Origin of the sequence: Leisingera methylohalidivorans DSM 14336 (assembly GCF_000511355.1) — a bacterium.
In the GTDB taxonomy this organism is placed as follows: domain Bacteria; phylum Pseudomonadota; class Alphaproteobacteria; order Rhodobacterales; family Rhodobacteraceae; genus Leisingera; species Leisingera methylohalidivorans.
Window position 1 is genome coordinate 3,577,549 of sequence record NC_023135.1, and the last position, 24,924, is coordinate 3,602,472.

At 61.4% G+C, this 24,924-nt stretch carries 19 protein-coding genes and 1 tRNA gene; 6 read left to right on the forward strand and 14 right to left on the reverse strand.

Features of this window, described 5'->3' with window-relative positions; all coding sequences use genetic code 11:
• Positions 1-117: 117 nt before the first annotated feature.
• Genes METH_RS17460 through METH_RS24390 form a run of 4 tightly spaced genes read right to left on the reverse strand, consistent with a single transcriptional unit; the run spans position 118 to position 2,540 of the window.
• Positions 118-630: a GNAT family N-acetyltransferase gene (locus METH_RS17460; protein ID WP_084013834.1), complete on the reverse strand. Its 513-nt coding sequence runs from the start codon at positions 628-630 to the stop codon at positions 118-120.
• Between the two features lie 3 nt (positions 631-633).
• Positions 634-1,110, reverse strand: coding sequence for a DUF2948 family protein (locus METH_RS17465; RefSeq protein ID WP_024091798.1), 477 nt, complete (start codon positions 1,108-1,110; stop codon positions 634-636).
• Positions 1,110-2,378 carry a UDP-N-acetylglucosamine 1-carboxyvinyltransferase gene (gene murA / locus METH_RS17470; protein ID WP_024091799.1) on the reverse strand — a complete coding sequence of 423 codons (1,269 nt, stop codon included), beginning with the start codon at positions 2,376-2,378 and terminating at the stop codon, positions 1,110-1,112. The genes METH_RS17465 and murA overlap by 1 nt, the downstream gene beginning before the upstream one ends.
• Positions 2,379-2,384: 6 nt before the next feature.
• Positions 2,385-2,540, reverse strand: coding sequence for a hypothetical protein (locus METH_RS24390; RefSeq protein WP_024091800.1), 156 nt, complete (start codon positions 2,538-2,540; stop codon positions 2,385-2,387).
• An 85-nt stretch (positions 2,541-2,625) separates the two neighbouring features.
• Here METH_RS24390 and METH_RS17475 point away from each other — a divergent pair.
• The 3 genes from METH_RS17475 (at position 2,626) to METH_RS17485 (ending at position 8,722) form a co-directional block, all read left to right on the forward strand.
• Positions 2,626-2,700, forward strand: a tRNA-Thr gene (locus METH_RS17475).
• A 481-nt stretch (positions 2,701-3,181) separates the two neighbouring features.
• Positions 3,182-5,530, forward strand: a complete 2,349-nt coding sequence (locus METH_RS17480) for a methyl-accepting chemotaxis protein (RefSeq protein ID WP_084013835.1) — start codon at positions 3,182-3,184, stop codon at positions 5,528-5,530.
• Positions 5,531-5,935: 405 nt separating this feature from the next.
• The gene (locus METH_RS17485) at positions 5,936-8,722 is read left to right on the forward strand and encodes an ATP-binding protein (RefSeq protein ID WP_245602919.1); all 2,787 of its coding nucleotides are present in this window, start codon (positions 5,936-5,938) and stop codon (positions 8,720-8,722) included.
• A 49-nt stretch (positions 8,723-8,771) separates the two neighbouring features.
• On the opposite strand, the gene METH_RS17490 is transcribed toward METH_RS17485, so the two are convergent.
• From METH_RS17490 to METH_RS17530, 9 genes are all read right to left on the reverse strand, one after another.
• Complete coding sequence (locus METH_RS17490; RefSeq protein WP_024091803.1) at positions 8,772-9,611, reverse strand: DMT family transporter; 840 nt, start codon at positions 9,609-9,611, stop codon at positions 8,772-8,774.
• A 39-nt stretch (positions 9,612-9,650) separates the two neighbouring features.
• A complete protein-coding gene (locus METH_RS17495) occupies positions 9,651-11,327 on the reverse strand; it encodes a Na/Pi cotransporter family protein (RefSeq protein ID WP_024091804.1) in 1,677 nt (558 codons plus the stop codon).
• 160 nt (positions 11,328-11,487) lie between these two features.
• Positions 11,488-12,297, reverse strand: coding sequence for a DeoR/GlpR family DNA-binding transcription regulator (locus METH_RS17500; RefSeq protein WP_044008489.1), 810 nt, complete (start codon positions 12,295-12,297; stop codon positions 11,488-11,490).
• A gap of 280 nt (positions 12,298-12,577) precedes the next feature.
• On the reverse strand, positions 12,578-13,861 hold the full coding sequence (glyA, locus tag METH_RS17505; protein WP_024091806.1) for a serine hydroxymethyltransferase: 1,284 nt from the start codon (positions 13,859-13,861) through the stop codon (positions 12,578-12,580).
• A 13-nt stretch (positions 13,862-13,874) separates the two neighbouring features.
• Positions 13,875-16,535: a phosphoenolpyruvate carboxylase gene (locus METH_RS17510; protein ID WP_024091807.1), complete on the reverse strand. Its 2,661-nt coding sequence runs from the start codon at positions 16,533-16,535 to the stop codon at positions 13,875-13,877.
• Positions 16,535-17,506 (reverse strand): 2-hydroxyacid dehydrogenase, encoded by a 972-nt coding sequence (locus METH_RS17515; RefSeq protein ID WP_024091808.1) that lies wholly within the window; start codon positions 17,504-17,506, stop codon positions 16,535-16,537. The genes METH_RS17510 and METH_RS17515 overlap by 1 nt, the downstream gene beginning before the upstream one ends.
• 99 nt (positions 17,507-17,605) lie before the next feature.
• Positions 17,606-18,499 (reverse strand): succinate--CoA ligase subunit alpha, encoded by an 894-nt coding sequence (gene sucD, locus METH_RS17520; RefSeq protein WP_024091809.1) that lies wholly within the window; start codon positions 18,497-18,499, stop codon positions 17,606-17,608.
• On the reverse strand, positions 18,496-19,695 hold the full coding sequence (locus tag METH_RS17525) for a malate--CoA ligase subunit beta (protein ID WP_024091810.1): 1,200 nt from the start codon (positions 19,693-19,695) through the stop codon (positions 18,496-18,498). Before METH_RS17525 ends, sucD begins: the two co-directional genes overlap by 4 nt.
• A 32-nt stretch (positions 19,696-19,727) precedes the next feature.
• Positions 19,728-20,978 (reverse strand): pyridoxal-phosphate-dependent aminotransferase family protein, encoded by a 1,251-nt coding sequence (locus METH_RS17530; protein ID WP_024091811.1) that lies wholly within the window; start codon positions 20,976-20,978, stop codon positions 19,728-19,730.
• A gap of 310 nt (positions 20,979-21,288) precedes the next feature.
• Between METH_RS17530 and METH_RS17535 the strand changes: the two genes are divergently transcribed.
• The 3 genes from METH_RS17535 (at position 21,289) to METH_RS17545 (ending at position 24,400) form a co-directional block, all read left to right on the forward strand.
• Positions 21,289-21,903 (forward strand): response regulator transcription factor, encoded by a 615-nt coding sequence (locus tag METH_RS17535; RefSeq protein ID WP_044008743.1) that lies wholly within the window; start codon positions 21,289-21,291, stop codon positions 21,901-21,903.
• A gap of 177 nt (positions 21,904-22,080) precedes the next feature.
• Positions 22,081-23,058, forward strand: a complete 978-nt coding sequence (locus METH_RS17540; protein WP_024091813.1) for an HpcH/HpaI aldolase/citrate lyase family protein — start codon at positions 22,081-22,083, stop codon at positions 23,056-23,058.
• A gap of 79 nt (positions 23,059-23,137) precedes the next feature.
• The gene (locus METH_RS17545) at positions 23,138-24,400 is read left to right on the forward strand and encodes a glycerate kinase type-2 family protein (RefSeq protein ID WP_024091814.1); all 1,263 of its coding nucleotides are present in this window, start codon (positions 23,138-23,140) and stop codon (positions 24,398-24,400) included.
• Between the two features lie 78 nt (positions 24,401-24,478).
• Here the strand turns inward: METH_RS17545 and METH_RS17550 are convergent, their stop codons facing one another.
• A complete protein-coding gene (locus METH_RS17550; RefSeq protein ID WP_024091815.1) occupies positions 24,479-24,895 on the reverse strand; it encodes a group II truncated hemoglobin in 417 nt (138 codons plus the stop codon).
• Positions 24,896-24,924 lie beyond the last annotated feature (29 nt).

The following is a 24,924-nucleotide window of genomic DNA, read 5'->3' on the forward strand; positions in this document are numbered from 1 at the left end:
GTCTCAAGAACTATGGCGCGGGGCGGTGCAATTGGACGCAAGGACGGGGCGCTGCCCCTCTAGGCCATACGGCCAATTCACCCCGGAGTATTTGGGACCAGAAAGAAGCCGCAGCCGTCAGAGAAGGGGTTTTCGCATCGGGACACCGGATGTCCCGCAGCATCCCTCAGGCGCGTCAACTCTTTGCCAGCCATGGTGTTGGTAAAAGCCCAGCGCTGTGCGGGTCGCGTTCAGCCGCCCGTCGCTATGGTCTGCCCTGCGCAATTCCGCCTCAAGATGCCCCAGCAGAACGGATCCGGAGCCGCGCCCGGCAGCATTGGGGGAAACATAAAGCAAAGAGACCGCCCCATCCGGATCCAAGCCGCCGACCGCTTCGGCGCTGCCGCCCCGTTCCGCCAGCCAGTAGCGTCCGGGGCCGTCAATCCAGCTGCGGATATGCGCAGGCGACTTGTCCGCAGTCCAATCCGCTATTTTTGCGGCATCGCCGCCGTGATCCGCCCGGCACAGATCGCGGATCGACGCGATGAGCACCTGGCTCATAGCGAATACATCAAAGACTGTGGCAGGGCGGATCTGCAGCTTCGTTGCAGGCCGGGCAAAGACCTGCGAAACGCCGCGCTTGTTCTGCATGGGTCAAACGCCATGATCCGGCGCGTGACCCGACGGCGCACGGTAAGGCCTGGTGACATCCCGCAGGGACACCTCCAGCGCCTCGACCGCCAGGCGCAGGGCGCCGTCGCCAGCCAGGGTGAGCAGCACGTGGCCGGCACCGTCCTCACCTGGCTCGAAATCAAGGGCGAGCAGCGACAGAACCAGGTCCTTATCCTTGCGGTCCACGCCCTGCGATGCGACAGCCAGCACATTGTCCACCACCAGCAGCGACTGCACACGCTCAAAAGGCCGGCCGCGCCGTTCCGCAGCATCGCGGTCTTCCCAGCGAAACCGGTTCACCAGCAACGCGAAACGGCGCTCAGCCGCGCGCCAGCTCATTTCAGTTACCGGAAAGACCGCATCCTGCAGCAACGAGGACAGAATTTTAAGATCTTCGGTCTCCAGCGCGCCCAGGTTCAGCGGCGCCTCGCGGCCGTCTTCAAAACTTGCATCCGCCATCACTCTTCCCTGATCCGTTCGATTTTGGCACCGACCCCGGAAAGTTTGCGCACTACGTGCTCATAGCCTCGGTCCAAATGGTAGACCCGGCTCACCTTGGTTTCACCTTCCGCCGCCAGACCGGCGAGAATCAGCGAGACCGAGGCGCGCAGGTCGGTTGCCATCACCGGAGCGCCTTTCAGCTTTTCAACGCCCGTCACGGTTGCATGTCCGCCGTGCACTTCGATCTGCGCGCCCATGCGGGTGAGTTCCGGAGCATGCATAAACCGGTTTTCAAAGATCTTTTCTTCCAGCACGGAGGTGCCTTCAGCGGTACACATCAGCGCCATCATCTGCGCCTGCAAGTCGGTCGGAAAGCCCGGGAATGGCTCGGTCACAACATCCACCGCCCGGACGCGGCCGTTCTTGCGGCTGACCATAAGCCCCTTGTCCGTCTCCGTCACCTGAATGCCTGCTGCCTCCAGCTTCTCACAGAAAGCTCCCACCAGGGCGATGCGGCCGCCCAGCAGTTCCACTTCACCGCCGCAAATGGCCGGGGCCAGCATGTAGGTGCCTAGTTCGATCCGGTCAGTCACCACCTGATGTGTCGCGCCATGCAGGCGGTCAACACCTTGAATGGTGATCTCCGGTGTGCCGTCACCCTCGATTTGCGCGCCCATTTTGCGCAGGCAATCTGCGAGATCGACGATCTCCGGTTCGCGTGCAGCGTTTTTGATGACCGTGGTGCCTTTGGCCAGGGTTGCCGCCATCATGACGTTTTCAGTCGCCCCGACCGAGGCGAAGGCCAGAGCGATCTCTGCCCCCTTGAGGCCCTTAGGCGCCTTGGCGTGCAGATAGCCATCTTTCAGTTCGATCTCAGCGCCCAGCGCCTCAAGCCCCTGAATGTGCAGATCCATCGGCCGGGCGCCGATCGCACAGCCGCCAGGCAGCGACACCACCGCCTGCCCCAGCCGCGCCAGCATCGGACCCAGCACCAGGTTGGAGGCGCGCATTTTCCGCACGATATCGTAATCCGCGACATGGCTGGTCAGGTCATGGCTCGACATCGCCAGCACCTGACCGTCCTGCAGGCTGGACACTTCGGCACCCAGCGACTGCAAGAGCAGCGTCATCGTCTTGATATCGCTCAGCCGCGGCGCGTTGGTCAGCGTCAGCGGTTCTTCGCTCAGGAGCGTCGCGGGCATCAGGGTGAGGCAGGCGTTTTTGGCCCCTGCGATAGGAATCTGCCCGTTCAGCGGGCCGTTACCAGTTACCAGAATCGAATCCATCTGCCCTTACTCTCCATTTTTGCCCGTATCCTGGTCCGGCTTTTCCGCCCGCGCTTTGGCCTGAGCCTTGCGCCGGGCCATATTTGCCTTGAGCGCAGCCTTCAGCCGGTCTTCGCGCGATACCGCTGACCTGTCGTTTTTCGGTGTTTTCTTCTCTGCCATAAGACTTCTGTAACTTAGTGCGAAAAAACCGTCCAGAATGCTCTTGCGCCCCTCAGCGTTTATGCCTAAAAGCCCCCTCACCGGCGCTGCTGTAGCTCAGAGGTAGAGCACTCCCTTGGTAAGGGAGAGGTCGAGAGTTCAATTCTCTCCAGCAGCACCATCTTCCAAAAAACTAAATGATTTCAAGATACTGAGTGGCAAGCGCCGAGCCTTTGGCGGACTGTCCCCGTAAGACGGCCGCTGTAGACACGCAAGATGACCGTGAATACAGGAACATCCGCACCATCTGCCTGCCAGCCGGCCTTTAAGGCCGCCCTTGGGCACAGCTTGCCCTGTGCGGCGGCTACTGCAGCTGGCACAAGGGATTCGCTGTTTTCCCAAAACCCGGCTGAAGAGCCGCATGGCTAAGTGGCAAACGGGCGATTCGCGATACGCTCGCAGGTCCACAAATAAAAATGTATGTGCCTTTTTCGCTGTATCTGACCTGCCAAACGCAGCAGATCAGAGGCATTCGCACATAATTTAACACTGCTGAAATGAATCCCATCAAGTGTTTTGCCATCAGGCGCTAACCAGCCGGCCCGTTCACGGCTGCTCCCAAGCTGCCGGCAGACACAAACCTTGATGGGAACTACGCTGCAATGACTCGACTGTTTAAATTCTGGGCGAATATGCCATTGGGCCGCAAGCTCCCGCTGTCTATCGCCGCCCCGACGATTTTTCTAACCCTTGCCTCTGGCTTTTTCTTTGCCTGGGACGCCGGACAAGCACTGAAGGCGAACCGGGAAGCCGCGTATGCAACACTGCTCGAAGAGCGCAAGGAGGCATTGGAGAACTGGGTGGCCGACCTGCGATCGCAGACCCGGACATTGGTTGCCAGTAAGGCGGTTGAAACGGCATTGCGGGATTTTTCCAATGGTTTCTATTCTTTGGGTGACGACCCCAGCGGGCATCTTCGCGCCGCTTATGCGGACGGCAACCCCAACCCTGCAGGCGAACGCTACAAACTGCTCGATGCCAAAGACAAATCCGCCTGGTCGATCCGCCACAAGATGAATCACACTGGATTTGTCACCTTCCTGGAAGAACAGGGGTTTATGGATGCTTACCTTTTGGATGTGCAGGGCAACATGGTCTATGCGGTGCAAAAGAACGACGACTTTGCACTGAACTACCTGGATGGGCCGTATCAGGACAGCGGGCTGGGCGTAGCATTCCGCGCCGCGCTGGAACTGGAGCGCGGCCAGGTGTTCCTATCGGAAATGGCATCCTTTGAGGCCGATGGCGGCCGACCGGCAATGTTCATATCTGCTCCGATCCTGAAGAAAGGCGCAATGATGGGCGCGCTGGTTCTGCGCGTCCCGGTCGAAGACATCTCCAAACTATTGTCCCACTCCAGTCTGCTGGGGGAAACCGGCCAGGCCTACCTGGTGCGCGGCGATGGAGTGGCGTTGACTGCTTCAAACCGCGGCGGAGGGCATCAGGCACTGTCTCGTCTGCCTGAGTTGACGCAGATTGCAGCGGCACTTGGCGGCGGGCAAAGCAGCTTTTCGGGCACTCCGGGCCTGGCGGGCCAACCGGTCGAGGCCATGGCCGCCGGCGTCGCCCTCGAAGACCGGACCTGGGGCATTGTCCTGGAAGTTGACAGCGCCGAGGCGCTGGCGGCCCAGAACAGCCTGTCAAACGCCGCCATGCTGCAGGCAGTTGGCGTGGCGCTGGCTGTGGCATTGCTGTCCTGGGTGGCAGCCCGCAGCATTGCACGCAAGGTTTCGGCCCTGTCCGACAGTGTCGAGCATATCGCAGCCAAGGATTACAACCATCCGGTCTCAGGCCATGGCACCGGCGATGAATTCGGCAATATAGCCGGCATCCTCGAAGGGTTCAAAACTGACTTGCAAAATGCTCAGACGGCGGAAAAGGAACGGGCTGAACTGCAACGCCAGCAGGATCTCGTGGTTGGTGAATTGCGCAATGGCCTGAAGCATCTGGCCAACGGGGATTTTTCGAACCCTATTACGGAACCCTTTCCCGAAGCGTATGAGGGCCTGCGCATGGACTTCAACCAAACGGCCGACACATTGAACAATACGGTGCGCGAAGTGGTGGAAGCCACCACCAGCATCCGCAACGGCACTTCGGAAATCAGTCAGGCCTCGGATGATCTGTCGCAGCGCACCGAAAGCCAGGCCGCCACGCTGGAGCAGACCGCTGCTGCGCTGGACCAGATGACCGCCAGCGTCAAGGCTGCTGCCGATGGCGCACGCCAGGTGGAAACCGCCATGAACGAGGCCCGCGACGAAGCCGAAGCCAGCGGCGAGGTGGTGCGAAACGCGGTTTCTGCCATGAACGGAATAGAAGCATCCGCCTCCCATATTTCGCAGATTATCGGGGTGATCGACGATATCGCCTTTCAGACAAATCTGCTGGCGCTGAATGCAGGCGTCGAGGCGGCGCGCGCCGGCGATGCCGGACGCGGCTTTGCTGTTGTAGCCTCCGAGGTGAGGGCACTGGCACAACGGTCTTCGGATGCGGCGATGGAAATCAAGACGCTGATCTCCGATTCCGGTGACCAAGTGGCAAAGGGGGTGGATCTGGTCGGCAAAGCCGGCGAGGCGCTGAACAGCATTGTCTCTCAGGTCACCCATATCTCGAGGCTTGTCTCGGGAATTGCCGAGGGCGCAGCAGAGCAATCCACTGGCATCGGTGAAATCAATACTGGCGTTATGCAACTGGACCAGGTGACCCAGCAGAACGCCGCGATGGTGGAGCAAATGACGGCAGCAGGCCAGCTTCTGAACGGCGATGCTTCGAAGCTGGCCGGGCTGGTGGACATTTTCAATGTCGGAATGGAGACGCCTCCGCCCCGCCAGGTGCCGGAGCCAATTCAGGCATCCGTCCACGGCTCGGGCTGGGATGTTCCATCAGAGACGCTTTCCGCCATTCCGGCTGCAGATGGTTCAGCCGCTTTGGCAAAATGGCAGGACTTCTGATCCTGACTGGAGCGGGGCACATCGAGTCAACGACAACAGCCGCGCCGCTGAACCCGTTTTGCACCAGCCCGCTGCGGCCGCCGCGGAGGCGGCCGCAGCACCGCTCAAACAGCCCCGGTGTTGTGAAAACCAAATTTTCAGACTTTATGACGACATTGGGTTTAAAACGAACACTTGGCATACATTCTGGACACGGATGCCCGCAGTGCTTCGCGCAAATGCAAAGGTGGCAAGATGACCGTGTCTGAACTTTCTGCTCGCTGGCTGCGCGCTCTCAGCAACCGGACCTACTTGCCCGCACTGCTTGCCTTGGCGGTAGTCTGTGCCGCAGGGTTTTATGCTGAAAAGCAAAACGCCACAATTCACCATCAGTCTGAACGTGCCAGGGTCCAGCAACAGGCAGGGATGATCAAGTCCCGTCTGGAAGGTCAAGTCAATGGCGACTATCAGCGGCTGCGCGGGCTGGCCGCGATGCTGGCCACCCAACCGGACATGGAACAGGCGCAGTTCAGCCGGATGGCTGCACAGGTGCTTGAGGGACAGACCGCCATCAGGCACATCGCAGCGGCTCCCGGCTTAGTGGTCTCTCTGGTACACCCGCTAAAGGGGAACGAAACCGCCATCGGACTGGACTACAACCAGAATGCCGCCCAGCGCGCGGCGGCGTACCGGGTGCGCGATAGCGGTGACATGGTGCTGGCCGGGCCGGTAAACCTGTTACAGGGCGGCTCCGGGTTCATCTACCGGCTGCCTATTTTCAGCGGGTCAGGGACTGACCGGCAATTCTGGGGCATTCTCTCGGCTGTGGTCGCAACCGGCACCCTTTATGCAGAGACCGGTATCAATGGCAACAAAAGCGGTCTGGAAATAGCGCTGACAGGTCAAGACGGGACGGGCCCTTCCGGCCGCCAGTTCTTTGGCGTGCCGGACATGCTGAGCGGAGATCCTGTGCTGCTGGACATTAACCTGCCAGTTGGTTCATGGAAATTGGCCGCCCGCCCCCGAGACGGCTGGCAATGCGTTCCCGGCAACCTGTGGAAGCTGAGGCTGGCGCTGATGGCGGCGGCGGCACTGATCGTTTTCCCAACGTTTCTGGCCGGCAGGCTGTCTGCCGCGCGGCGAACCGTGATCGGCCAGCTGCGGCGCAGGGAAGCCGAACTGGAGGCAGTCTCCCGGCGGTTGGAAGTTGCGGTAAAGACATCCCGTGTTGGCATTTGGGAATGGGATTCGAAGAACCAGAAGGTGAGCTGGGACAGCCGCATGCATGAGCTTTACGGCGTGCCCGTGGATCAGGGGCCGCCGGAGGGGACAAAGTGGATGGCCATGCTGCATCCCGGCGACCGGGACCGGGTGGCGGAAGCGCAGCAGTCAGCAGAACGGGACAAGGCACATTACGCCTCCGATTTCCGGATTGTTATGGAAGATGGCACCTTCAAGCATATCCGCGCAATGGCCAGCCCTTTTACAGATGCGCAAGGCCGCGACTGGTTGATCGGCGTCAACTGGAATGTGTCGGAGGATGTCCATCTGCGCGAAGAACTGATCCGCGCGAACCAGACGCTGTCCGAGCGGAACAGCGAACTGAATCACGGCAAACGCGCATTGGAGGACGCCCATGCCGCACTGCAAAAACAACAGGCGGAGCTGCACCGTCTGTCGCTGGTCGCAAAACACACCTCCGACAGTATTATCCTGACCGATGCAGAGCGGCAGATCCTTTGGGTCAACGAGGCCTTTACCCGCGTCACAGGCTATACCGCCAGCGAAGCGATTGGCCGGACACCTGCAGAACTGCTGAATGGCCCTGACACCGATCCCGGCGTGATCCGGGAAATAGACCGCCACAAGGACCTTGGCATCCCCTATCACAACGAGGTGCTCACCTACACCAAATCGGGAGAAGTCGCCTGGTTCGACACCAATATCGTCCCGGTGACCGGCGAGGATGGCACAGTTGACCTGATTATCGGCATTGAACGCGACATTACCCACAGCAAATTGCGGGAACGGGAACTGGCCGAGGCCAAAGTAGCCGCGGAACAGGCCGATCGGGCCAAATCAGAGTTCCTGGCGAACATGAGCCACGAAATCCGCACGCCGATGAACGGCATCATCGGCATGGCCGAGCTGCTGGCAGAGGCCGAGCTGTCGCCGGATGAACAGCAGAATGTGGAAACCATCCGCAGTTCGGCCCAAGCACTGCTGAAAATCATCAATGACATCCTCGACCTTTCACGGCTGGAAGCGGGGAAATTCTCCATAGCCGAAGAGGACTTTGATCTGCGTGACTGCATTGGCGGTGCAGCGGGGCTTTTCCGTCCGAAAGCGCTGGAAAAAGGTTTGTCGCTGCAGGTCTCTTACGCGGACGGGCTACCGGAGCGGCTGCATGGCGATAACGGGCGATTGCGGCAGATTCTGGTCAACCTGATCGGCAACGCTGTCAAATTCACACCGCAAGGCAGGATTGACGTCCGCGTTTCACACGCCGGCGGCAACCCTTGTTGCCTTGTTGCCGAAGTTGAGGACAGCGGGATCGGAATATCCGAGGCTCAAGCGCGCCATATTTTCGACCGCTTCACCCAGGCAGACGCGGCGACCACAAAGGCATTTGGCGGCACCGGTCTGGGGCTTACTATTTCCAGCATGCTGGCCAAGCGGATGGGCGGCAGTATTTCCGTCAAATCGGATCCCGGCCAGGGCTCATGTTTCCGGCTGGAGCTGCAAATGGCGCCAGCCAAACAGGCGGCAATCCCGGCCTCGGGCTTTTCTCTGGACACCGCGCCACAGATCAGGCCTTGCAAGGTTCTGCTAGCTGAGGACAACCAAACCAACAGGCTGCTGGTCCGCAAATTCCTGCGCGGACAGCCGGTTGAGCTGGCTGAAGCCGGCAATGGCCGTGCGGCAGTGAAAATGTTCAAGGAACTGCTGCCGGACATCATCCTGATGGACATGTCGATGCCCGAGCTGGACGGCATTGCGGCTACACGGCAGATCCGCAGCCTGCCCATTCCCCAGCCAACAATCATTGCCCTGACGGCCAACGCTTTTTCCAGCGACCGGCAGGCCTGTCTGGATGCAGGCATGGATCACTTCCTGGCCAAGCCTGTTAAAAAGGCAGTTCTACTGCACACTTTGGCATCAATTTTGAGAGACACTCCCCCCATTGAGCAACTGCTCAGGGCCAGGGCCTGAAGTCTCAACCCAAATCCATTGAATGCCGGCAGATCAAGACGCCAAGGATCTAAACAGCCGTCCCGATCAGGGCCACACCGGCGGCCATCAAGACCGCTGAACCGAGCCGCCGCATCCAGTATCCTTCCTTGAGAAAGACAAATCCGATCAGCGCAGCAAAGATCACCGAAGTTTCGCGCAACGCGGAAACGGCCCCCAGAGGGGCAAAGTTCTTGGCATAAAGCACCAGCCCGTAAGCCGTCATCGATACCAGCCCTCCGGCAATTCCCAGCACCCAAACCCGCTTGGGCAAAGCCGCCAGGGTTCGGCGCTTACGCACAGCTATGAAGCCAGCGATAAAGATGTGCAGAAAGCCCCCCCAGGCCCAGTAGCTGAGTGTGTTGCCGGACAAACGCACGCCGATACCATCGGTCACTGAATACACCGAAATGCAAATTCCGGTCCCTGCGGCAAAGCCGAGGGCCGCTCGCCCAACACCTGAGCGCAGCGCCTTCCAGCTGCTGAGCTGGATTCCAAGGGCAATCACCGCAATCCCCCCCCAGGCCTGCAACGGCAGCAGCTCACCGGCGAAGATCATCGCCCAGATGCCGACAAGCGGCGGCACGATGCCCCTTGCAATCGGGTACACGACGCTAAGGTCACCGTGCTGATAGGCGCGGCCAAGCATGTAGTAATACCCGAAATGAACCACCGTGGAGAGCAGGATATAAACGAAGCTTTCTGCAGAAGGCAGCGGCAGGACAGTGATCATTACGGCGCTGGGGATCACCTGGCCAAAGGCGACCAGCCCTAGTGTGGTGGTACGGTCCGCAGCCGTTTTCACAATACCATTCCACACAGCATGCAATACCGCAGCCGACAGAATGATAGCGATGATAATAGGGGGCATATTCTCGGCAAGTCTTTAGGCGGGCGGCTGTTTCCAGTCTCAGTCTGCGTCTTCCGGCAGCATTTCATTGATCAGCCGGGTCTCCAGCAGCTGGCCATTCTGGTACAGAACCGGATAGGCCACAGCTGCAATGTGACTGTTGAATTCACGTAAGGCACGCAGCGTTTCCAAATGGATGTCGGACGTGTCAAAGCTTTCCCGGGCGCCATTCTGCAACCGTTTCAGGTGGCGTTTACGGCTATCATGCTCCATCCGCTTCAGTTCGGTTTTTTCCAGGCTCAACAGCCGCGCGCTCTCCAGATCATCAGAGATCAGCACATTGGAGGCCAGCTGCATATTGGCCATGATTGCCTCATGCATCCGGGTGATCTCCATCCAGCCGTCCCTGGAAAAATTCAAATTCCTTTTATTCAACTCTCCCGCCAGGACTGTTAAACGGCGCGCCACCACATCGCCGGCGGTTTCCAGGCGGATGGCATAATCCATCAGGCCGCGGGCCGTCTTTAACTGCTCTTTGTCAAATCTGTCCTCGGGGATCGCGGCCACATATTTCCGGACACCGGACAGGCAAGCGTTGACCTCATCGTCCATCGACTGGACGATCTTGATTTGCTCCTTGCTGCCTGATCGGTACAGTTCCAGGATCGGGCGGAACATGGCATTGACTTGATCCGACATCCGCAGCAATTCGCGTTTAAGATTAGAAACAGACACAGCAGGCGAGCCATAGCTGCCCTGCTCCAGCGCACTCACAGGCCGCCCCGGATGGTTTCCCTCTGTCTGCGCGGGTTCGGGAAACAGCCGGGCAAAGACATCGCCCAACGGCGTGCAAACCGGCAGCGCCAGCACCAGCAGTGACGCATTGAAGGCCAGATGCGCGTTGACCAGCATCTGACCGCCTTGCGGATCCCCCAGCCCCCCTTGGCGCAGCGCCAGATTGGCGCCGAACAGGCAGATCACCGCCCAGGTGCCGCGCAAAGCCAGGTTGGCATAAGGGATGCGGCGGGCCCGCAAATCCATCCCGCGGCTCAGCCAGACCGGAATGAAAGCAGAACCGAAATTCGCCCCCAATACCAGTGAAAGGCCGGCGGCAAAGGGAATGGCACCAATCTGCACCAGTGTCACGCACATCAGGATGGCGGCAACAGACGAATGCATCACAAAGGCCAGTGCGCCACCGACCAAAAAAGCCGTGATGTAATCCCGCGCCAGATAGCCTGCAACTGCCGGCAGAAAGGCGCTGTCGCGGATCGGATCCATCGCCTCGCGCAGGAAACGCAGCGAAATCAGGATGAAGGCGACCCCCATCAGGATCCTGCCCAGCTGCCGCACCTTCTTGGCCTCGGTCTTGACGAACAGATATCCGCCTGCCGCCAGCAACACCGGCACCAGCCAATCGAGCTTGAAGGAAAGGATCTGAATGATCAGTGCCGAGCCCAGGTCGCCGCCCAGAACGATGGCCAGCCCGGAGGGAAAGGCCAGATAGCCGCTTGCTGCGAACCCGGAGGTGAGCAGCGCCACAGCAGCCGAACTTTGCAGAACGATCGCCAGCACCAGCCCCATCAGGCCCGCCTGGAGATGGCTTTGCCGGCCGGTCAGCAACCGCTGGAATGACGCGCCATAGCTGCGCTCGATTCCGGTGCGCACCATCCGCACTGCATAAAGCAGCAGCATCGTGGCTCCCGCCAGACTGATGAGAAAAGTCAAAATTGCCATGTCAGTTCCTGTTTACGGCCAGCAGCGGGTTTGTATCGGCCCCAGCCGCAGCCAATTCTGCTTGATCGCGGCCTTGATGCACCCACGGCGGGCATCTCCTGCGGTCGTCCATCAGGCACCCTGCTTTTCAGACTGCCTGTCGGGCAAGGCCAGGTGGATATCAGTCATCGTTGCCACCCTGGGCAACGTCCACCTTCACCCCCCAGTCTGCCAGCGCTGCAGAGAGTTTCTTGTCAGGTCTGCGGTCCGTAAACAGCGCATCGATCTTGCGTGGAGCGGGGCCGCAATGCGGCGCTGATTCCGCAAACTTGGGATGGACGACAGCCACCGCCACCTGCTCTGCGCAATCGGCAACCACCCCAGCCAGCTGGGCCTCGGCCGCACTGTGATAGAGCACGCCTTGTTTGGCAGAAAATGCGTCCGCAGACAGTATCGCCAGATCCAGCGCAAACCGCCGGACTTGCTGCTCAGCCACAAAACCAAATGTGCCGCGCTCATTGCTCTGCAATTCACCACCTAACAGATGCACCCTGTTGCCATTGTGGTTTGCCAGCGCCTGCGCAGCTCCGATAGAATTTGTGACCACGATCAGCCCGGTCTTCTGCCGCAGCTCCTCCGCAACAAATGCAGTGGTAGAACCGACATCCAGGAACAGCGCCATGCCATCACGAGCATGTGCAGCGATCCGGGCCGCGATCCGTGCTTTTTCCTTCTGATTCTCAGAAATCCGCCGGGCGAAGCTGGTGGCGCTTTGCGGCCCCGGCAGAAAAGCTCCGCCATGCACCCGTTGCACGGCTCCAACCTTATTCAGCGCCTTGATGGTGCGGCGCACAGTTTCCTCGGACACATCAAGCATTTTTGCAAGCTCTGCGCTGCGGGCCGAGCCGCCCAAACGCCGCAAAGCGTCCACCAGTTCCAATTCGCGATGAGAGAGAGAAAGTGAGTCCGACAAGAATGAGCCTGTTCGCATTTAACCGTCTGGAGGCATAAGGCATGAATTCCTTCCGGGATACAAGGCCAACCCACAAATCCCCACATTTCCCTGGATATCCGGGCATTTTCCGCCAAACAGGCGCCATCACCTCCAACTTCCGGCTGCTCCTGCCCCTTTTCTGACTTGCCTGTGGCAGTCTGAAAGCGTTGGGGGGGGGGCGCCACGCCTGCACACGGTGCGGGCGCCTCCTGCATCAAAGCAAAACCGCCGCGGCCTTCCGGCGCGCGGCGGTTCGTTTCTTCACTCCTGCAAGGGCTTACAGGTTCGGGTACAGCGGGAACCTGGCGCAGAGATCCGCAACCTTGGCGCGCACCGCGGCCTCCACATCCGCATTGCCGTCTTCACCGTTGGCGGCCAGCCCGTCGATCACCTCGATGATCAGATCGGCGATCTGGCGGAACTCTGCCTCGCCGAAGCCGCGGGTGGTGCCTGCCGGCGTGCCCAGACGCAGGCCGGAGGTCACGGTGGGCTTTTCCGGGTCGAACGGGATGCCGTTCTTGTTGGTGGTGATATGGGCCCGCCCCAGCGCCTTGTCAGCGATGTTGCCGGTGACGCCTTTGGGGCGCAGGTCAACCAGCATGACGTGGGTATCGGTGCCGCCGGTGACAATGTCCAGCCCGCCCTGGATCAGCTGATCCGCCAGCGCGGCTGCGTTGGCGCGGACCTGCTTCTGGTAGGCCTTGAACTCCGGCTTCAGCGCCTCGCCGAAGGCCGCCGCCTTGCCGGCGATCACATGCATCAGCGGGCCGCCCTGGATGCCGGGGAAGATCGCCGAGTTCACTTTCTTGGCGATCGCCTCGTCATTGGTCACGATCATGCCGCCGCGCGGGCCGCGCAGGGTCTTGTGGGTGGTGGTGGTGGCCACATGCGCGTGCGGGAACGGCGAGGGATGCTCACCGGCAGCGATCAGACCCGCGATATGGGCCATGTCGACCATGAAATAGGCGCCGACGCTGTCGGCGATTTCCCGGAATCTGGCAAAGTCGATCTGGCGCGGGATGGCGGAACCGCCGGCGATGATCAATTTGGGCTGGTGCTCGGTCGCGAGGGCCTGGATCTGGTCGTAGTCGATCAGGTTGTCGCTTTCGCGCACACCGTAGTGAACAGCGTTGAACCACTTGCCCGACTGGTTCGGGCGGGCGCCGTGGGTCAGGTGGCCGCCGGAGGCCAGATCCATGCCCAGAATGGTGTCGCCGGGCTGGATCAGCGCCTGGAACACACCCTGGTTCGCCTGGCTGCCGGAGTTCGGCTGCACGTTGGCGTATTCGCAGCCGAACAGCTGCTTGGCGCGGTCGATGGCGAGGTTTTCGGCGACATCGACATACTGGCAGCCGCCATAGTAGCGGCGCCCCGGGTAGCCTTCGGCGTATTTGTTGGTCAGCACCGAGCCTTGCGCTTCCATCACCGCGGCCGAGACGATGTTCTCGGAGGCAATCAGCTCGATCTCGTCGCGCTGGCGGCCCAGCTCGGCTGTGATCGAGGCATAAAGTTCAGGATCGCGCTCCGACAGCGCTTGGGTGAAAAAGAGATCTTTGGACATTCGGGGCTCCTGTCTATCCTGTCCAGCCAAGCCCCGCGGCAACGCAGTTCATCGACTGCATCAGCGGGACCGGCACTGTTGAAGGCTTCTCGGCGCGCTCTTCCCGCAGGAGGCGCACTTGTGTCTTGTGAATTTCGCGCAGCATGGTTTCGACCTGGCCAAAGCGGGCGCGCAGGCGCGGGAAGCGGTTGGCGAGACCGGTGTCTCGGGTGAGGAACAGGATCGCCTCCCGAGCCAGCTGATACTCGTTACGGATGGTTCCAAAGATCCGCTCGCGGATTTCCGCGTCCTGCACCAGCGTGGCGTAATCCGCAGCAATCTCCATATCGCTTTGCAGAAGGGTCTTTTCGACCTCATCCACCACCAGGCGGAACAGTGGCGAGTTTCTGAACATGTCCTGCAGGACCGCATCACCGCGCGCGCCGCGGAACTTGCGGAAGCTGGCCACCGCCGAGCCGAAGCCGTACCAGCCGGTGATCATATGGCGGTTCTGCGACCAGGCAAAAACCCAGGGGATGGCGCGCAGGTCATCCAGTGAGCCTGCGCCGAACCGGCGCGCGGGGCGCGAGCCGATTTTGAGCATGGCCAGCTCTTCCACCGGGCTGGCCTGCTGGAAGTAATCCAGGAAACCTGGCGCATTCAGCAGGTTGGAATAGGCTGCCTGGGACATGCCTGCGAGGGCCTCGAAGGCGTCGTCATGCTCCGGATTGACCGGCGGCGTGTCTTCCTGCAGCGAATGACGCAGGACCGAAGAGGCCATCAGCTCCAGCTGGTGCAGCGCGGTGCCGCGGTTGGCGTATTTGGAGCTGACCACCTCGCCCTGTTCGGTGATCCGCATCTGGCCTGCGATGGTGCCCGCGGGCTGAGCGGCGATCGCACGTTCGGCAGGGGCGCCGCCGCGGGAGACCGAGCCGCCGCGGCCGTGGAAAAAGACCGGCTTCATCCGGTGCGCCGCCAGGGTGCGGGTGATCAGGCGCTGCGCCTTCTCCAGCTCCCATGTGGAACAAAGGAATCCGCCATCCTTGTTGCTGTCGGAATAGCCAAGCATAACCTCGATCCGGTTGTCGCCGGATTTCAGCGAGCGGCGGGCAAAGGGCACAGCCAGCAGACCATTCAGAATACCGGGCGCTGCGCGCAAATCGCCGATGGTCTCAAACAGCGGCACCACCTTGAGTGCCGCCTTCTCCGCCCCGAAGCCGGCATAGCGCGCCAGCAGATAGACGCCGAGCAGGTCATCAGTGGAGCGGGTCATCGACAGAATGAACGGACCCATCGCCTGCGGGTCTTCACCCGCACCGGCATCGCGCATCAGCCGCAGAAGTTTCAACAGCTCGCCGCTTTGCGGGCTGAGCTCATCCGGCATCACATAGGCCAGCGAGGCGCTGCCCAGCTCGCGGCGCAGACGGGCGGACCATTCGGCGCTGCCGAAGTCCGGCACCTCACCGGAGCGCGCCCAGATCTCGGTCAGGGTCTCGGTGGTGACGGTGGAATTCTGGCGGATATCCAGCGTCACTGTGCGGAAGCCGAAGACATCGGCCTGCCAGCGGATCGGACGCACATAGCGGGCCGCCAGACGGTTGGCGCCGATCTCCTCCAGCGCCTCCTCAACCCGGGTGAGGTCGCTGATAAAGTCACCCAGGTGCGGATAGGCGCCGGGGTCTTCTGCAGCGGTAGCCTTGATGCGGGCCAGGATGGCTGTCAGTGCCTGGCGGAAGACTTCGCCCGGATTGCGGGCCGCGAGGCCAGCCATGCCGGGAGCCGCTTCAATGATAACAGCCAGGCGGGCAGAGGCGCTGTCCGGCAGTGCAAACACATCTGCAGAAATGGAAATCCGTTCAGCCGCGGTGGTCAGCGCCTTCTGGTAGCGCTTGAGGATCGCCGCGCGGTTGGCCGTCAGCGCTTCGGCAGTGGCCTCAACGGTCACATTCGGGTTGCCGTCACGGTCGCCGCCGATCCAGGAGTGGAATTTCACGCAGGGTGCGTCCGCGGTCGCGCCCAGCCGCGGTTCGGCAGCGGCAATGTAGCGTTCAAACAGCTGCGGCACTGCCTCGTACAGGCTGTCGCGGAAGAACTGCAGACCCCACTGGATTTCGTCCTGCAAGCTGGGCCGCTCGCGGCGCAACTCGCCTGTCATCCACAACAGATCGATCTCCGAGCGCAGATCCTCCAGCAGATCGGCACGCTCGCGCGGGGTCCAGCGCTTGGCCTCCAGCGACACCAGCCCGCGGTAGATGCGGCGGTGGATTTCCAGGATGGTAACCCGCTTGGCTTCGGTCGGATGGGCGGTCAGCGTCGGGCCGATCGAAAACTGGCTGGCCACCTCCTGCAGCCGTTCGGGCGTAGCCAGCTCGCCGGCCAGATCGAGGGCGCGGGCAAAGCTGCCTTCGACCACTTCCGGCCCGTCCTGGGTTTCAGCCAAGCGGCGGTCGCGCATGGCGGCGTTTTCCTCGACGATCTTCAGCAGCTGGAACCAGATGTTGAAGGCCTGCATATACGCGGTTTCGGGCTGGCCATCGGCCAGATCCCAGGCGGGTTCGCCGATGGCTCTTTCCGCCACTTCAGGCGCGCGCTGGCGCAGGACGTCCAACCACAGGGTGCGCAGCTCAGAACGGAGTTCCGCGGCATAGCCGGTTTCTTCAGTTCCTTCGGGGGTGTTTTCGGCCGGATCTCCCATCACATCACCCGGTCCCGCGGTTCGCGCCCTGCAAAGAAATCAGTCAGGTTGTCGAGCACCCGGAAGCCCATCGCCTCGCGCGCTTCACGGGTGGCGCTGCCCAGATGCGGCAGCATCACCAGGTTGTCGCAGTCCATCAGGTCCGGGTTGATGCGCGGTTCGCCGTCGAATACGTCCAGCCCGGCGCCGCCAATGGTTTCGAACCACAGGGCCCGGGACAAAGCCAGTTCGTCGATTATCTCGCCGCGGGCCGTATTAATAAGGAATGCGTCCGGCTTCATCAGGTTCAGCATCCGGGTGTTGATAAGATGCCGGTTTGCAGCCCCCCCGGGGCAATGCAATGACACAAAATCGCACTGCGGCATCAGCTCTTCTAGGCTGTCAGCCTGAGTAGCGTTGCAGCGGGCCAGTATATCCGGCGACACGCGGGAGCGGTTTTGAACCACGATGTTCATGCCAAAGCCATGGTGCGCGCGACGGGCCATTTCCTGGCCGATGCGGCCAAAACCGACGATGCCCAGCGTCTTTCCGGAGACTTTGGTGCCGACCAGATGGGTCGGACGCCAGCCGGTCCACTTGCCAGCACGCACTTCACGCTCACCCTCGCCTGCCCGGCGGGCGACCATCAGGAGCAGCGTCATGGCGATGTCGGCGGTGCATTCGCTGAGGACATCGGGAGTGTTGGTCACAGTCATGCCGTGGCCTGCTGCACCAGGCATATCGATATGAGAGTAGCCCACACCATAGTTGGCGAGGATACGCGCCTGGGGCTTGGCGATATCGAACGACTTGGCGGAAATCTTGTCTGTCACTGTCGGCAGCACCGCGTCATAAGACGTCAGCGCGTCACGCAACTCGGCTTCGCTCAGCGGCTTGTCATCCCTGTTCAGCACAGCATCAAAAGCTTCAGAAAGCTGCGCCTCAACTGCGGCGGGCCAGCGGCGGGTCACCAGAACCTTTGGCTTTGCCATGATTTCTTCTCCCTGTGGTGCTTATGCTTTATTAATGCGCTCCACCCCTGCCATTGCCCCAGGCGAGGGGTGGAGCGTCGCGCCTGTTCCGTGGCCGGATCAGGCGGCGTTCTTTTTCATCACGCTTGCGATGGTTTCGCCGATCACGGCAGGGTTTTCGGCAACGGTCACGCCAGCCGCCGACAGGATCTCCACCTTCTCGGAAGCGGATTCGCCAAAGGCCGAGATAATCGCACCCGCGTGGCCCATCGTGCGGCCTTTGGGAGCGGTCAGTCCTGCGACATAGGCCACAACCGGCTTGGTCACATGGTTCTTGATGTAATCCGCCGCTTCCGCTTCCTGCGGGCCGCCGATTTCACCGATCATCGCGATAACCTCGGTTTCCGGATCCTTCTCAAACCATTCAAGGATATCCTTGAAAGAGGAGCCGTTGATCGGGTCGCCGCCGATGCCAACCGAAGTGGAAATTCCCAGCCCCAGCTCTTTCAACTGTGCCGCAGCCTCATAACCCAATGTACCCGAACGGCCGATGATACCCACGGTGCCCGGCAAATAGATGTGGCCCGGCATAATGCCCAGCAACGCCTTGCCCGGCGAGATGGTGCCCGCGCAGTTCGGACCGGTAAGGATCATCCGCTTGTCCTTGGGATAGCGGTACATGTAACGCTTCACGCGGATCATGTCCTGAGCCGGGATGCCGTCGGTGATGCAGACGCAGTAGCTGATGCCCGCATCCGCCGCTTCCATGATGGAGTCTGCTGCAAACGGCGGCGGCACGAACACCAGAGAGGCATTGGCGCCGGTGGCTTCAACGGCTTCTTTCACGGTGTTGAAGACGGGCACGCCTTCAACCGTTTCGCCGCCTTTGCCCGGCACCACGCCGCCAACGACATTGGTGCCATATTCGATCATGTCCTTGGTGTGGAACCGGGCGATCTTGCCGGTGATGCCCTGGACGATGACTTTGCTTTCGCGATCGAGAAGGATGCTCATTTGACTGCCCTCACACGAGTGTTTTGGTCGAGGTCGTTTTTCCACGCGCCGACGGCCCGCTCAGCGGCTTCCATCAGCGAAGTTGCGCGGATCAGCGGCAGGCCGGACTGGGCCAGGATCTTCTGGCCTTCCTCCACATTGGTGCCCGCAAGGCGGACCACAACCGGCACGTCAACTTCGACTTCCCGCAGCGCCTGAACGACACCCTCGGCCACCCAATCGCAGCGGTTGATGCCGGCGAAGATGTTGACCAGCACCGCCTGCACATTGCTGTCGGACATCACCAGGCGGAACGCCTTGGCAACCCGTTCCGGTGTGGCACCGCCGCCGATGTCCAAGAAGTTGGCAGGCTCGCCGCCGGCCAGCTTGATGGTGTCCATGGTCGCCATCGCCAGGCCTGCGCCGTTCACGATGCAGCCGATATTGCCCTCAAGCCCGACATAGGACAGGCCGCGGTCAGCGGCGCGGCTTTCGCGCGGATCTTCCTGGCTCTTGTCGCGCAACTCGGCGATTTGCGGGTGACGGAACAGGGCGTTGTCGTCAAAGGTCATCTTTGCGTCCAGCGCGATGACCCGGTTATCCGAGGTGACCACCAGCGGGTTGATCTCAACCATGGTTGCGTCCAGTTCGGAAAACGCCTGGTAGCAGCCCTTGAGGGTGCGCACCATCTGCTGCGTCATTGCCGGCTCGATGCCCAGCTTGAACGCGATCTCGCGTGCCTGGAAGTCCTGCAGGCCAACGGCCGGCTCAACGGTCGAACGCACGATGGACTCGGGGCGCTCGGCAGAGATCTCTTCGATCTCCATACCGCCCTCAGACGAGGCAACGATCATCACCCGCTGGCTGGAACGGTCCAGCACAAAGCCCAGGTAGATCTCGCGGGCGATCGGCACCGCACCTTCGACATAGACACGGTAGATGCCTTTGCCTTCGGGGCCGGTCTGGTGGGTTACCAGCTTCTTGCCGAACAGGTTCTCGGTCGCCTCATAGATCTCGGCTTCCGAGTTGCACAGTTTGACGCCGCCCGCCTTGCCGCGGCCGCCGGCGTGGACCTGGGCTTTGACGATCCATTTGTCGCCGCCCAGTTCCCGTGCACGGTAGGCCGCCTGCTCGGGGCTGTAGGCCAGCGCGCCCGGGGGTACGGTCACGCCGAAGTTGCTAAGAACTTCCTTGGCCTGGTATTCGTGGATATCCATGGTCCTCTCCTCCTCATGGATGCGGAAATCTATTACTCAGCGGGCTCGAGAGCTGCTGTGTAATGCTGGTCGAGCAGGGCGTTGATCGCCTCAAGGTCGACATTTGCCCCCATGTCGTTCATCGCCTTGCCGAAGCGGTTGACGATGTCGGTGATGGCGGCAGGTGTGATCTGGTTCAGGATGCCGATGCGGACCTGGACCGGCTCCGACAGGGTCGGCCAGATGCCAAAGCCCACGGCGCGGCAGTTGCCCACCAGTTCCTTCTCGCGGCCTGCAAGATCGCCGGGCAGGTTCAAAACCACCAGGCTGGTCATGTTGCTGGTCACATCGCAGCCCATCGCGGTCACGGCGTCGCGCAGCGCTTTCTCGTGGAACGCATAGTCGCGGGCCTTCTGGGCACGGCCGTGCTGCAGGGTGATGCGCAGCGCCTCGTGGAAGGCGGCAACCGCATAGCCCGAATGGGTGCGGTGGTAGGTGCCGGCGGCAACGTCCTCCCCGTCCACGATGCCCCAGTGGCGCGCTTCCAGGATCGGGTTATGGACATAGGAATGGCAGCCGTTCTCGCGCACGGTCTGGATATAGCTGTCAGTGAACGACACCGGTGCATAGGTCAGCGGCAGGCAAAGCACGCCTTTCTGCGGGCAGGAAGCCCAGCCGGCAACGCCCGGGTAATCGTCGATCGAGAAATCCTCGATGCCCAGCGAGGACACCGCATCGATCAGGCCCATCACGCCGTGTTTCACGCACGCGTCCGAGAAGCCCTTGAGGTCGTTGATGCGGCCCGAGCCGGTTTCCCAATGCGCCATGAAGGCCCATTTCGGTTTCTTCTCAGCCAGTACCTGTTCCACCAGCTTGCCGGAAACCGACTCGCCGTGCGGCACGTCGATCACGGTGACCGAGGCAGGCTGCGGGTTCATCGCATCGGCGGCCAGCTCCGCGCGGGTGGCGGCCTTCATCCGGATGGTCATTGCGTCGATGCCCGAGAAGGTGCCATTCTGGAAGGCAACCACGCTGTCGCCGGGCAGGATCGCGTTCAGCATGCAGTCCAGCCCAGAGAAGCCGGTGCCGCCAACGCCGTAGGTGTAGGTGTTGCTGGTGCCCCACAGATCGCGCAGCATCTGCTTGCACTCGATCATGCCGCGCAGCACGTCCGCCTGCATGTGGTCGGCCAAGCCGGTGTTGGCAAAGGCCTGCAGCACGCGGGGATCGGTATTGCCCGGGCCAGGGCCGGCGGCCAGGGTTTCCGGAATTTCCAGGCTGGGGAAGATCATGGGTTCAGTCATCGGGGTTAGACCTCGCTGGTTTCAGTTCGCCGATGTGCAGGAGGTCACGGGCCTCTTCCGCTGCGGTCTTCACTGCGGGAAGGTTTGTTTCCTGACGTGCAACATCTGTTAACCCAAGGAAACCCTAGGTCGACAAAACACGCAACATACCTATATCCTGCTTTTGGGTATCTAATTGGGTGGTAAAAAACCTGCCCAAAAAGGTAAAAATACCATTGCATACCAAAACCACCCCTACCCACTTGGGTAGTTTTTCACAAAAGGGCACCAAATGGCTCCCATAAGCGACAAAGTTTCCCCGATTTCGGTCATGCTGGCTGACGCAAATCCACTGGTGCTATCGGCGATGTCAGAAATCTTCGACAAGGACCCGCGATTCTCGCTGGTCGCGACCTCTGCAACGGCTGAAGGCTTCCTTGGAACGGTGATGCGGGTGCCGGTTCAGGTCGGAATCATCGACTGGAATCTGCCTGCGCTTGGCGGCGCCAAGCTGATCGAAGTGCTGCGCGACCAGGCCAATGCGCCTCGGCTCGTGGTCTATGCCGAGGAGAGCGGCGAGGTGCCGCGCAAGGCGATGAGCGCCGGCGCTGCCGGCTTCGCCCCGCGCTCCAGCGCTGTCGAAGACGTTCTGGATACCTGCCTAGCCGTCGCTGAAGGCAAGATGGTTTTCCCCTTCCTCGACGTCCGAGGCCTGCAAACCGATCCGATTGAGCAGCTGTCACGCCGCGAACGCACGATGCTGCAAGCGCTGTCGAAGGGGCTGACCAACAAGGAGCTCAGCAAGGAGTTGGGGATCTCAACCAACACGGTGAAGTTCCACCTGTCGAACCTTTACGAAAAACTTTCGGTCAAGAACCGCGCCCAGGCGATTGCGTTTTACTACGCCAACCGCGCCGCCAAGGGTGATTTCCTTCTCGAGGAATGATCCCGTGACGGCGGCGGGCGCCTCACGCGGGCACGTACGCACGCGGGGGCGCGTCGCGCCCACGAACACGCGCGCGAATGTATTTAAATGAAGATTTTTTTCTTGACAGGAAACACCCTCGTGAGGAATGCCTAGAGGGGAGAGGACGAAAACCTATCACGAATGAGGAGCGAACCCATGTCATTCCACACCATTGAACAAGCCCCCGGCCGCCTGAACCGCAGTGAACTGGCGATCCCGGGATCCCAGCCGCAAATGTTTGAAAAGGCGGCAAAATCTGACGTCGATGTGATCTTCCTGGATCTCGAAGACGCGGTTGCGCCGGATGAAAAGGACCAGGCCCGCAAGAATATCATCCAAGGCCTGAACGATATCGATTGGGGCAACAAATCCATGTCGGTCCGAATCAACGGCCTGGACACCCACTACATGTACCGCGATGTGGTCGATGTTGTTGAACAGGCAGGAGAACGTCTCGACCTGATCATGGTTCCCAAGGTGGGTACCGCCGCCGATGTCTACGCCGTCGACATGCTGGTGACCCAGATCGAAGACGCCAAGGGCCTGAAAAAGCGAATCGGCTTTGAGCACATCATCGAGACCGCTTTGGGCATGCAGAATGTGAGTGAAATTGCCGCAGCCTCCAAGCGCAATGAATCGCTGCATTTCGGCGTTGCCGACTATGCCGCTTCGACCCGCGCCCGCACCACCATCATCGGTGGCGTGAACCCCGATTATTCGGTGTTGACCGACCCGGCCGCAGACGGCTCCCGCGAGGTGCATTGGGGCGACATGTGGCATTATGCGCTGGCCCGCATGGTGGTTGCCGCGCGCGCCAACGGCCTGCGCCCGATCGACGGCCCGTTCGGCGATTTCCAGGACAAGGAAGGCTATAAGGCCGCCGCCAAACGCGCCGCAGTTCTGGGTTGCGAAGGCAAATGGGCCATCCACCCCAGCCAGATCGAGCTGGCCAACGAGGTGATGTCGCCCTCGGATGCTGAAATCACCAAGGCGCACCGCATTCTGGAAGCCATGGCCGAAGCCGAAGCTGCCGGCAAAGGCGCGGTGTCGCTGGACGGCCGCCTGATTGACTATGCCTCGATCCGTCAGGCAGAAGTGCTGGTGGAAAAAGCCAAACAGATCGCCGGCAACTAAGCCGCCGTTTGTTTTTAAAGTCTTACGCCGCCCCGGTTCCACTGGGGCGGCTGTACGCCGCTATGCCAAGGAGATGCAGATGACCGGATTGCTGACCACCGCCAAGGCCCTGTTTCAGGCCGCTGTCGACCGCGCCGACCCGGCCCGGGCACTGCGGGCACAGCTGACGGCCTCTCCGCTCCCTGCCCTGCCGGAAGGCGGCAGCAACGTGCTGCTGGCAGTGGGCAAGGCAGCCGTTCCGATGATGCGCGAAGCGCTGGATCTGATCCCCGGCACCGCCCAGGCGCTGGCCATCACAAACCCGGAAAATCACACGGAGATTCCTGGCGCCAAAGTGATCTGCGGCAGCCATCCGGTGCCGGATGAAAACAGCGCTGCCGCAGGTCAGGCTGCCATTGAACTGGCTCATGCCTTGGGCCCCGATGACCGGCTGATTGCGCTGATCTCCGGCGGCGGCTCCGCGCTGATGGTGGCCCCCGCCCCCGGCCTCACACTGGCGGACAAGGCGGCAGTGAACAAACTGCTGCTCGCCTCCGGGCTGGATATCAACGAGATGAACCTGATCCGTCAGCAGCTGTCGGACACCAAGGGCGGCGGCCTGCTGCGTCATGCCGCACCCGCCCGGGTGCAGGCCTTCATCCTCTCGGACGTGATCGGCGACGACCTGCGCGCCATTGCCTCCGGTCCTACCGTGGCGCCTATCGGCACCCGTGCACAGGCGCGGGAGACCCTGCAACGGGCTGGCATCTGGGACAGGGCTCCGGAGGCCGTCAAAGCCCACCTCAGCGCCACTCATGAGGCTCCGGACGCACTGCCCCCGGCCACCAACACGCTGATCGGTTCCAACCGCCACAGCCTTAAAGCCATGATGAGCGCCGCAGCTGCGGAGTGGGGTCCCAAACTGGTCTCTCACCGGTTGACGGGCGACGTGGCCGAGGCCGCTGAAACCGTAGTAAAAGCAGCAGAAGCCGCGCCCGGGAACAAACCCGTTGCGCTGATCTTTGGCGGTGAAACCACTGTCCAGCTCACCGGCACCGGCCTTGGCGGCCGCAATCAGGAACTCGCCTTGCGCGTCGCCAAACTGGGCGCAGAGCGGCTCAGCGGCGACTGGCTGTTCCTCTCCGGCGGCACCGACGGGCGCGACGGCCCCACGGATGCCGCGGGCGGCATTGCCACCCCTGCCACCTGGAACGCAATCAAAGCTGCCGGACAGGACCCGGACGCACTGCTCGCCAACAACGACAGCAACGCGGCGCTGAAAGCCGCGGATGCGCTGCTGATGACCGGCGGCACCGGCACCAATGTGGCCGACGTCCAGATCTTCCTGAGGCGCCCCGGCTAACTCCTGGCCCGCCTCCGCTTTTCAACTTTCCTGAAATACTCCCGCCGGAGGATCCCGCAGCGGCTGCAAGCACTGGGTTCAGGCTGATACGCGCGCCTCGCCCCACTCTGCCAGATCATTGACCAGCATCAGCGCCACCCGCCGCAACACTTGGCGCAGCCGTTCCACATGCGGCCCTTCCAGCGACAAATCCGCCAGCGCCTGATCCATGCACCTTAGCCAGTTCTCGGCGTCTTCCCCGGTGATCGGCACATGGGCGTGCATCAGTTTCACGTCCATATGCCCGTGCTTTTCCTCGTAATACCGCCGTCCGCCCATGAACCCGGACAGAAAGTTGAACTGCTCGATGCGGGCATGGTCTAATCCATGCCCGCGCGTGTGCAACCGGGCGATCCGTGCCCCGGTCTCCGTCTCTTCGATTATATCGTAGAACCGTTCGACCAAGGCACGCAGCACGTCTTCGCCGCCGATTTGCTCTATCAGCTTCTGAACCATGAGTACCTCCCAGCCCCGAAGCGGCCGGC